The sequence below is a fragment of the Streptomyces sp. NPDC001709 genome (assembly GCF_053596375.1).
In genome coordinates, this window is the sequence record NZ_JBSFGB010000012.1 from 231,765 (window position 1) to 241,461 (window position 9,697).

A 9,697-nucleotide genomic window follows, 5' to 3' on the forward strand; every position below is an offset into this window, starting at 1 on the left:
AGGGGCGCGCCCGTCTCGGCGGGCGGCAGCAGAAAGGAGGGGGGTGGGCCGCCGGGCCGGTGCGTACTTCCCTGTGCGCGTGAGCTGTGGCCGAGCGGCATCGCAGCCCCTTATCGCGGTCCATGCCGACAGCGAGAGGGTCCGAGGATGCATTGAATGACACATCTAACAAACATAGTTTGCATGTACCGAGGGGGTGTCCGCACCTCGCCCGCCCTCCCACAGCAACCCACCCCGCCCAACACCCGAAGGACTCCTTCTTGATGACTGACCGAGCCCTGCCGCCCGGCTGGACCATCCGCATCCGCCCCGACGGCCCCCTCACCGTTCTCACTCTCCGAACCAACGACGGCAGCCCGCCGATGACGGACTACCACGGCCCCACCACCGGGCCCGCCCGGACGGTTCATTCCCTGGACGAGCTCACCGGCGAGGCCCTGCGCGCCACCGCCCAGCGCCTCGTCAACAAGCACTTCCACCAGACCGAACAGAGCAGCGCCACGACCACGCCAAGGACTGCTGCCGCGTCGCTGTTCGCCGCTGTGTTCAACATCGTGTTCGAGGACGACCCGCGTATGACGATCGCCCTGCACACGAGCGGCGGATCGCGCATGGTCGTCATGGGCGAACTGGACAACTACCTCATGCGCTTTCACCCGGCCGAGGTGGCCGACCTCCTGACCTGGCTCACCCGGGCCGTGGCCACCGACCCGGACGCCATCATCACGGTGACCGCCGACGACGACGGCGATTTCTCCTACGGATGGGCATGGCACATCCGGACCGGAGCCGCTCTCGGCGGCATCGAAGCCGCGCCGCTCTTCACCCCCAGCACCGAACTCAAAGGCGCCGAGGAGCAGCACATCACGGTGAACGGACGGCTGATCGAGCCCAGCGCCGACGGACTGTCTGCCACTGCTCTCACCGACGACGTGAAGGACGTCGTCATCGCCCACGCAGAGCCCGAGCAGCCCGCCGCGGGCCGCAGGGTCGTGCTGCGTGCCGAGGGCGCCATCACCATCCACATCAGTGCCGGCGACGTCAGCGCAGCCCGCGAGGCGCTGGAGGAGATCGAGTACGAGGACTTCGACGTCGATCTCCGTACCCGGCAGGGTCACCTGATCGGCCATATCACCCTCGCGGACGCGGACAGTGCCGAGCTGGTCAGCGTCGACGGCACTCCGGCTGACGAACTTGACGAATTGTCCAGCGACGAGGGGAGCTGACGCCGCACGGCTGGCTGTCCACTCCGGGGCACGGGCTACCCGGCCCGCGCCCCGGCGCCTCGCCGCTGCCATGCGCACGCCGACCCACCTGACAAGGCACCTCCTGCCATCACAGGCGCGGCCACCGGCAAGCACCCCCGCGTGGCGCCCCTACCTGGCCGCATCCGCACCTTGAAAGGCGTTCCCGTGCCCGACCTGACCATCCTGCACGCCGTCATCAAGACCACCAGCGACACCGACCGCGAGGCGGTCCTCGACGCACTCAACGAACACCGACTCGCCACCGACCCATGGGCCAGCGACCCAGACCCTCTGGCCACGGTCCGCATCGGACGCGTCTACGGCACCCGCACCACCACCGACACAGCTGAACTCCTGGCCGCCGCACTGCTGAAAACCACCCGCGACACCGCGTTCGTGATCACCCAGTTCCCCACCGACGCTACCAACGGCCTGTACATCGCCCACACCCCACGGGACGGCACCCACCGCGCCCAGTGCAATGCCGACGGCATCCCCGTCGTCCCCATCGACCCCCACCCCCGCGACGAATTCGTCCAGCCCGCTGCGGGCATTCACCCGCATGTGCGGTCCTACCTTGACCTGTCCACCTCACACCTGGCCGTGGCCACTCGCGATGCCCTCAACTCCATCGAGGGAGTGCTGGCCCACCGCCTCGAACACGGCTGGCTGATGTACGCGCCGGAGTCCGCCAGCGAACGCGCCCGCGCGTACGGCTGGCCGGAGGAACTGCTGCCCATCGTGCAGCTGGCCCGCGCCCACAACTGCGCTTACATCCTCTTCGACGCGGACGCCGACACGATCGACCAACTCCCGGCCTTTGACGACTAGCTCTCCACCCGCCCGGCCTACGCCCCGGTCTTGAGCTGACCGGCCGCTGGCTGTCCGCGCCGGGGCAGGGGCCACCTGGGTCGCACGGCCCGGCCGCTGTACGCCAACGGCCTGCCGAAGGTGCGTCGGCGAGCCTGGCCGGGGGGAAGGGAGGCAGCAGGAAGGGGGGAGTGGTGGCCTCGGGGCTGATGCCGCACGCCCTGCCTCTGTCTTCTGCCTGCCTGGACTACTCGGTAGACACACCTGCGCATTCATTGAATAGAGCCTCTTTAATACATAGTTTGCATGTGTCGGGGCGGGGTGGTGGCAACCCCCTGGGCCGCTCGGCCCCGACATCCACAGCGGGGTGGTTCACCGCCCCGCCGGACCGAACAAGGAGCGATCCCATGGCCGTCGTACTGACCCGCACCCGCCCCGGCACCGACCTGCACATGGGGGCACTCCTGCGCGACGCACTGACCCGCCACGGCGTCACCAGCGTCCGCGTGGACAAGCCGTGGTCGATGCTGCCGAATGAGTATCTGGTCGCCGAGGTTCCCGGTCGGGCGCGGGTGTGGATCCACGCCGCCTCGTGCAACGGCGCCACCCACTACGACATCCCGCGTGGCGAGCTGATGGCCGTGGCCGCCGTCGTCACCGACGAGACGAACACCCGCTTCGTGTATGACGGGTTCTCCCACGACAACGGGAGGCCGGTGGCGCAGGCCGAGGCGTGCGCGGAAGCCGTCGCCGCATTCCTGGGCGTGCACGCACCCGAGCCTGAGCGCGAGTGTCTGCACTGCGGACGCCGTATCGAGTGGATCGAGGCCGATGGTCAGGGCGCTTGGTACGACTCGTCCAACTGGCTCGGATGCGCGGACGGTGCAAACCCTCACGCCCCGGCGCCGCTGTGCTCGTGGTGCGAGGACTACGGCGTCATCGAGATTTTCCACGCGTCCACGGATGCTGTGATCGGGCACCGGCCGTGCGACAACCGGCCGTGTGTGAAGCGGCGCATGAAGGCGGCGGCTGAGGCCGAGGCTGAGCGGGCCCACGCCGAGGCCGAGGCGGAAGCACACGCGGCTGTCTGCACGCCGCAGTGCTGCCCTCCCTTCTAAAGCATCGTTCAGCCCCCGCCACAGCAGGTGTGCGGCCCGATCGAGTCGGGCCGGGGAGCACTCAGCCGCCCGCACTCGCGGGATCACCCCACCACCACCTGGAAGGAATCCCGGTGACCGATACCACCGGCCCCAAGCTCACGAAGAAGTCCCGCGCGTTCACCGTGCCGGGCGCTACCTTCGACACCATCGAGGACGTCACCGGCCACGATTTCGAAGCCCACGGCGTCACCCTGTTCGTTCACGCGATGCTGTCCCTGCCCCTGTCGGGCGGGGCGATGCGGCGCCGTTGGGTTGTCCGCTACGCCGAGACCACGACCACCACGAAGGCTGGTACGTTCCTGGTACTGCGCGCCGACAACGTCACCAGCCGTGCGGAAGCGGTCGCGGTGGCCGTGCGGAAGATCAAGGCGCAGCAGGAGGCCGAGAAGTCAGCCGCCCCGCGCAGCGCCGCCGAGCAGGCGGAGGAGCGGGCGTGTGAGCGGGACCGCAAGGCGGAGGAGCGTACACGGCCGACCAGCGCGCAGGTGTACGTCTCTCCCAGCTCGGGGCGTGCGACCCTGCATTTGATCGGCGCCGACGGGGGCCAGAACCACGATCCCATCAAGCTGGACGGCATCCACCGCAGCCCGCAGGACGCCGGAGCGGACGCGGCGATCACGGCTCTGGGCAAGGCCGGTTTCCGGTGCGCGCCAGGCGCCTATTGGCGCCAGCACGCCACCCGGCGGGACACGGCGGTACTGGCGATCGTGCCGACCCGCGCCTACCTTGCCTACAACGAGCGCCGGTTCGGGCCGCGCCCGGAGTTTCCCGCGATCGAGGGCGTCACCATCACGGCCCGTACCCAGCGGGGATGGTGGGACGTCACCACCGCCGACGGCGAACGGTACGCGCTCACGTGGTCCCCGCAGATCGGCGGCGACCGGTGGACGGTGTGGGGCGGACCCCAGTACACCAAGCGGGTTCGCTCCGGCAGCCAGAACGAGGCCCTGTTCGTTCTCAAGCACCCCGCGCACGCCCGCGTCGCCTGCGCCCGCGCCTGACCCAGGCACCTCCGCCGTGCCTCCTTTGGAAGGTTCCCCGATGCCCTCCCCTCTCACTTCTCGCCGCCGTCTGTGCGCTGGACTGGCCAGCTATAAGCAGAACATCGACTCGCTGCTGTGGATCGCCGCCCGCGCCGCACGCTGCCCCGACTGTGGTCGCCGAGGCACCGATGGATGCGACCCCGCGACTGCGGCGCACCCGCCGCTCCCCACACCGCATCCACTGCGCCGAGCTGTCCAGAGCGCCCGTCTCGCCTGGCATCTGCGCCGGTCGCTGGCCACGCACCTGCGACGACCGTTCGGCGGTCACCCCGACGATCCCGGCCCCGTCGACACGCCGTTCTGACCCGCCCCATGGCCCGCGTCGTCTGCGTCCGCGGTTGACCTCACCAGTGCGGCCCCGGCGGGAACACCCCCCGGGGCCGCATACGGGGCCGGCGCCCAGCTCACGGACCGGCTCCCGGCTTCTGCAAGGCAGGCGGGTCCCGGCCGGGGGGCGGCACCTGTCGGGCCCGGGCCGTATCCGGCGATACCGCGTCACCACTTCACACCCCCCGCCGCGCCGCCGTGCCGGGGCACAGGCCATCTGCCTCACGCCCCGGCACTACCACGCCGTACTGTCAGGAAGACATCCCCGTGCACAGCTTTGCCCTCGCCGATCACCCCGGCTCGCTCACCCTTTCCGAGCGGCCCGCCAGCGACGACTTCGACCCGCTGCCCCACGGCCTCACCCTCGATCATGCCGTCGCAGTCCGCGCCCACCAGGTCCGCCCCGGCGACCTCCTGGTCGCCGAGTTCACCGACGGCACCGGCCTGCGCCCCACCCAGCACATCCCCGGCCCTTACCCGGCCGCCCCGCACACGGTGGCCTCCTGCCCCTGCCAGGGCTGCGAGACCTGCGAGGAGGTCACCACCTGGACTCTCGGCGACCACAGCCGCACCGCCGATACCCCCTGGCGCTTCGTGTGCCTGGCTCCCTCCCAGGACGACGAACCGTGCACCATCGTCCTGCGCAACCAGCCCATCGCCGTCATCCCCGCCGACGTCGTCACCCGCGCCCAAGCCGCTCAGCCCCGCACGTCCACCGCCGGCCTGGTCCCGGTCTCCGCGTTCGACCAGGCCGAAGCCAATCTGTGCGCCACAGCGATGGACATGCTGACGCTCGTCGCGGCCACGCTGCGCCACCAGTTCCCCACCGGCGCCTACCTGGTCCTCATCCGGCCGACCGATTACGACGACTACGACTCTCTGCGCCTGCACTCCGTCCGGGACGCCCACGGCGCGATCCTGCGGGCGTTCGACCTGCTGCCGGATGAAGACGCTCTCCTTCCTGACGCGCCCGAGGAGATCACCACCCTGTGGGGCAGCGCTGACCCCCGCGACCCGAGCGACGTCCTCAACCTGATCCAGCGAGCTGACCAGGTCGCCCCGTACGAGTTCCTCAAGTTCCTCCCCCCTGCGGCGATGCGGGGCAACGAGGCGAACGCCGAGCGCACGCCGCTGGGCATTCCCCTCGACCCGGAAGCCCTCTGCCCCCAGCACGGCACCGCGTGTGAGGCGGACGACCACTTCGAACCGCCCACCGTCAACGGCGAAGCCATCTGACCGCCCGCCATCCGACCCGCGCGGCGCCGCACCGGCGCCGCGCCCCACCAGCGCGAGGAGACCGATGAACGCCCACGCGGACACCCAGGCCCCTACTTCACGAGCAAACCGTCACCGCGTCCGCCGGAACGAGGCCGTGTCGAACGGGGGCGGGAACCCCTGTCCGGCGCTCGGGCCCGCGGACCCGTACTCAGACCTCAACGAACGGAAGGGAGTGCCGATGGCTTCCGAGAGTGCAGGCACGGCCCCGGCCAAGACGGCCCCGCTGTACGCGCCGGGTGACGAGATATTCGTCTACGACGGGGGCCCGGGCCTGGTCACCCGTCTGCAGGGATGGGCCCTGAGTGTGGTGGAGATCGCGTTCGGGGACGGCCCCGAAGCCACCCGCGACCGTCGCGTCTGCGTCTTCCGTGACGCTGACGGTCAGCTCGACATCTCCTCGCCGCTGTGCGTGGCGCCCCTGGACGCGGCCGCTGCCGCCTGGCACCTGGTCGCCCCGAACGGACGGCTCGTCGGCGGCGGCACCCGCCGCCAGGGCCGGGAACCCTCGATGGACCGCGAGGAGTTGGAGGCGCTGCGCGACACGGGCAGGTACACGTTCCTCGTCGGCTCCGTCGCCGTCCCCGGCCTGCCGGACGGCGTGCAGCGCGCCCCGTCCGCCGAAGCCACCGGCCCGGTGGCCGCCCCCTCACACGGGATGTTCACCGCGGCCCGCGGCGGCCTGTACGTGTGGCACGACCCGTCCGCCTGAACCTGCCCCGCCGCCCTCCATCCCCGAGGACGTCCTAGCCCTGACCGCACCGCCCGCAACCGAGCCCGCCGGCCACACCATCTCGGGCGAACTGAGCGGCTGGACCCGCCACCGCGAGCCCCCAGCACGGCACCGCGTGCGGGGCGGACGGCCACACCGAACCGCCCACCGTCCCGCGCGGCGCCGCACCGGCGCCGCGCGCCACCAGCGCAGGAGCCCGATGGACGCTCAGCCCCTCACCCCGCACACCGTCCCCGCCACCGAGTTCACCCAGGCCCTGCACGCCTGGAACACCGGCCACCCGCACGCCATCGGGCCCGAGGCCAGCGACACCACCCCCGTGCCCGTCACCGTCGCCGGAATGACCATCAGCGTCCACCCCGGACTGCTGCGGATGCTGACCGCCCTTATCACCGACCAGCAAGCCGCCTTTACCCACCCCGAAGGGCACTGCCCCCACTGCGCAGGCACCGGAGCAGCCACCCACGCGACCGGCCCCGACCCCGCCGACTTCGACTCCTACCAGGGAAGCGACGGACACATCTACCACGGCTTCGGAGAGCCCGACCTCGAAGCCACCGCCCAAGCCCACAGCGACCACGACGACGACCAATGACGCAACCCGAACTCCCCGGCTACGAGAACCCCGAGCTGCGCTACACGTGGGTCAGGCCCAACCAGCTCTCCCCGAAACTCCGCGGAGGCCGCCACGACCTGTACTGGACCGGCCACCGCACCTGGACCACACCCGACGTCAAGGCCCCGCGCACCTTCGACTCCGCCCAGGCCGCCGACGACGCACTCGCCGCCGAGTACGGGCCCCGCCCCACCTGGCCCGGCTGCCTGCGTGCCGTCCTCCGAGACCTCCAACTCACCCGTCTCCGCGCAGACTCCACCCCCTGACCCCGCCTGCGGGCCGCCCGCCGGCCGACTCCATTCCGCACCGCAGCACGCATTGAATGAATGTAGTCGGCTGCATAGTTTGCATGTGTCGGGAGGTGGCCGGACGGGACCAGATACGGCCCCGCCAGCCAACCGCCCCCAGACCGCATCCAACGCCCGAACGGAGGCCCCGTGCCGACCTGTACCGACTTCGCCGCCGCTCCGCTGCTCGACGACATGTCCGGCGTCCTGTCCACCAGCCGCATCGCAGCCGTGCCCGGCATGGTCCTGCACGAGGACGGCGTACGCCGTCTCGTCCTCAACACCTGGTACAGCGACAACGGCGAGCGGCAGAACCTCCTCGTCGTCGCCCTGTCCCACTACGACGCCATGGGAATCCTCAAGCCCTGGAACAGCGCGATGAACGTCGACTGGGCCCAGCGACGAACCATCAAGGCGCAGTCGCCGCAGCCCAGCGACCGCCGCTGGTGGCTCGCGGTCACCCTCGACGAACAGCGACGCTACAAGGGCGCCAAAGCCTTCCGCGACGGCCACCCGTGCGAGATGTGCTCCGAGCGCGCCACCGACCCCAACCTCCAGACGCGCAACCCCTGCCGCAGGGCACACGCCCACGCCTGGAACCAGGTCGGGTTCTGGGAGGACCAGTCCCGCATCCACGGCGTGCACTACGTCCTCGGCGTGCTCGCCGACGACATCGACCAGGCACGCGAGACCGCCCGAGGCATCTGCGAGCGCATCGCCACCGTCGGCCACCTGTAGGCCACACCCGAAGCCGGCCGCCTCACCCCGCCCGCGCGGCGTCGCACCGGCGCCGCGCCCCGGCCCCAACCCCCCCGAGACGGAGACACCCATGTCCACCGCGGTCGTCACCCCATACCGCCACGTCGCCCAGCGCTCCCGCGCCGCAGCCCAGCGCGCCCGCGTCATCGCCGAGATCGCCCGCGACCGCTACACCACCGACCACGCCATCCGTACCGCCCTCCTGGCCATCGCTGAGCGCCTGGACGCCGCCGCCCGCGAGTTCGACGCCGTTCCCCCCAACGCCGGGGCGGAGCTGCCCACGGAAGCCACCGAGGCGCTGTTCATGGCCGAGCAGATCGCCGTGGACCATCCAGCCGCCCGGTTCCCCGCCGAGCTTGGCGAGTACGTCCTGATGCCGCTCGTCGACCGGCCCCTGCCGCTCCCCGCCCGCCTGAACCCGGCCGACCCCGAGTTCGCCGACTTCGCCCAGCGAGAGACCGACCTGGTGCACGAGCTGCACCTGCTGCACGCCGACGAGCCGCACCAGTTCGAGCGCACGGACGACTGGCTGCGCCAGGTCTTCAAGGTCTGGCAGAAGCACCTGCGCCTCGCCGATGAGGTCCGCGTCCACAACGGCCGCCCCTGCAACCAGCACTGACCGCCCCCCAGCCGGGCGGGGGCGTCACAGGATGCGCCCGCCCGGCGTACGACCCGGCGAGAGCACGCCGGGCCCGACCTGAACCGGAGGACACCCGCGATGACCGCACAGCCCACCCTGGCCGCCGCCGACTCGCTGTTCGACGAGCACGGCAACTACACCCCCGCGCCGGGCACGGAGTACCCGTTCAGCATCTCCGACATCGCCCGCGCCACCGCCAAGCTCCTCGGCCAGGGCTGGACCGCCGAGTCCGGGTACTGGGGCGTCACCGGCGCGCTCGTCGGGCCGTACGTCGCCGAGTTCGAGTTCGTCGTGGACTACCAGGGGGAGCTGACCCTCACCTACACGCCCTACTCGGTCGACGGCTTCCCCGACGACCCGGAGCTGCCCGAGGGCGTAAAGGAGTGCGGGGAAGGCGTCTACCTCGAACTGGCCAGCGTCGCCGACGGACTCGACAACCTCGCCGAGCGCTCCGCCGCGGCCATCCGCGCGGTCACCGGCTACGACCCCGACGCGTTCGACTTCGAGTCGTCCGCGTCCCGGCAGCACCACATCGACACCGGCCGCTACCTACGCAAGGGCGACGCCGAACAGGCGTAGCCGGGGCCCTGGCCGCACGAGCTGCCCCGGGGCGGGGCCACCAGCACACCTCACGCGAGACCGTCCGAGGCATCTGCGAGCGCATCGCCACCGTCGGCCACCTGTAGGCCACGCCCGAACCCAGCCGCCCCCGCCCCCAACCCAACCGCGCGGCCAGGGCCCCGGCTACGCCTGTTCGGCGTCGCCCTTGCGTAGGTAGCGGCCGGTGTCGATGTGGTGCT

At 71.1% G+C, this 9,697-nt stretch carries 11 protein-coding genes; all 11 read left to right on the forward strand.

Annotated features, from left to right (window positions below):
* Window positions 1-263: 263 nt before the first annotated feature.
* Window positions 264-1,226: a hypothetical protein gene (locus ACWC0C_RS19925; RefSeq protein WP_450865095.1), complete on the forward strand. Its 963-nt coding sequence runs from the start codon at window positions 264-266 to the stop codon at window positions 1,224-1,226.
* A gap of 186 nt (window positions 1,227-1,412) precedes the next feature.
* Window positions 1,413-2,078, forward strand: coding sequence for a DUF5983 family protein (locus tag ACWC0C_RS19930; RefSeq protein WP_450865096.1), 666 nt, complete (start codon window positions 1,413-1,415; stop codon window positions 2,076-2,078).
* Between the two features lie 386 nt (window positions 2,079-2,464).
* On the forward strand, window positions 2,465-3,175 hold the full coding sequence (locus ACWC0C_RS19935; RefSeq protein ID WP_450865097.1) for a hypothetical protein: 711 nt from the start codon (window positions 2,465-2,467) through the stop codon (window positions 3,173-3,175).
* Between the two features lie 113 nt (window positions 3,176-3,288).
* Window positions 3,289-4,218: a hypothetical protein gene (locus ACWC0C_RS19940; protein ID WP_450865098.1), complete on the forward strand. Its 930-nt coding sequence runs from the start codon at window positions 3,289-3,291 to the stop codon at window positions 4,216-4,218.
* A 636-nt stretch (window positions 4,219-4,854) separates the two neighbouring features.
* A complete protein-coding gene (locus tag ACWC0C_RS19945; RefSeq protein WP_450865099.1) occupies window positions 4,855-5,823 on the forward strand; it encodes a hypothetical protein in 969 nt (322 codons plus the stop codon).
* A gap of 220 nt (window positions 5,824-6,043) precedes the next feature.
* Window positions 6,044-6,574 carry a hypothetical protein gene (locus ACWC0C_RS19950; protein ID WP_450865100.1) on the forward strand — a complete coding sequence of 177 codons (531 nt, stop codon included), beginning with the start codon at window positions 6,044-6,046 and terminating at the stop codon, window positions 6,572-6,574.
* A gap of 220 nt (window positions 6,575-6,794) precedes the next feature.
* Entirely contained in the window at window positions 6,795-7,190 is a 396-nt protein-coding gene (locus tag ACWC0C_RS19955) for a hypothetical protein (RefSeq protein ID WP_450865101.1), read from the forward strand.
* On the forward strand, window positions 7,187-7,477 hold the full coding sequence (locus ACWC0C_RS19960; RefSeq protein WP_450865102.1) for a hypothetical protein: 291 nt from the start codon (window positions 7,187-7,189) through the stop codon (window positions 7,475-7,477). Before ACWC0C_RS19955 ends, ACWC0C_RS19960 begins: the two co-directional genes overlap by 4 nt.
* Before the next feature lie 171 nt (window positions 7,478-7,648).
* Window positions 7,649-8,236, forward strand: coding sequence for a hypothetical protein (locus ACWC0C_RS19965; protein WP_450865103.1), 588 nt, complete (start codon window positions 7,649-7,651; stop codon window positions 8,234-8,236).
* Between the two features lie 91 nt (window positions 8,237-8,327).
* Window positions 8,328-8,876 carry a hypothetical protein gene (locus ACWC0C_RS19970; protein WP_450865104.1) on the forward strand — a complete coding sequence of 183 codons (549 nt, stop codon included), beginning with the start codon at window positions 8,328-8,330 and terminating at the stop codon, window positions 8,874-8,876.
* Between the two features lie 99 nt (window positions 8,877-8,975).
* Entirely contained in the window at window positions 8,976-9,476 is a 501-nt protein-coding gene (locus ACWC0C_RS19975) for a hypothetical protein (RefSeq protein ID WP_450865105.1), read from the forward strand.
* Window positions 9,477-9,697 lie beyond the last annotated feature (221 nt).